Source organism: Bradyrhizobium sp. RD5-C2 (genome assembly GCF_019972155.1).
Lineage (GTDB): Bacteria > Pseudomonadota > Alphaproteobacteria > Rhizobiales > Xanthobacteraceae > Bradyrhizobium.
Window position 1 is genome coordinate 1 of record NZ_BOVL01000035.1, and the last position, 350, is coordinate 350.

A 350-nucleotide genomic window follows, 5' to 3' on the forward strand; every position below is an offset into this window, starting at 1 on the left:
TGGTTCGGGTTCGGATGATGTTTGGGTTCAGGCGTTCGATGGTATGGCATGGAGTGCTTGGAAGGAGTTTCATGTCAACGCGCCCGTCGATCATGCGCCGGTGGCAACGGCCCCGGACTTCGCTGCGAGCCACAATCAGGACATTGCCGCTTCAGGCCTGTTCTCAGTCAGTGACGCCGACGGCGACAGCATGACCGCCTACCGCTTCTGGGATTCGACTACCGATCCGGCCAGCGGCCATTTCGTCGTTGGCGGCGTCGTCCAAAGTACGAACCAGAACATCGACATCACGGCCGCACAGCTCGCCGGCACCACGTTCCAGAGTGGTTCGGGTTCGGATGATGTTTGGG

Annotated in this window: 1 pseudogene; it reads left to right on the forward strand. The window is 60.3% G+C overall.

What is annotated here, in order from left to right:
- A pseudogene (locus BraRD5C2_RS33580) lies at nucleotides 1-350 on the forward strand (hypothetical protein); the annotation flags it as partial.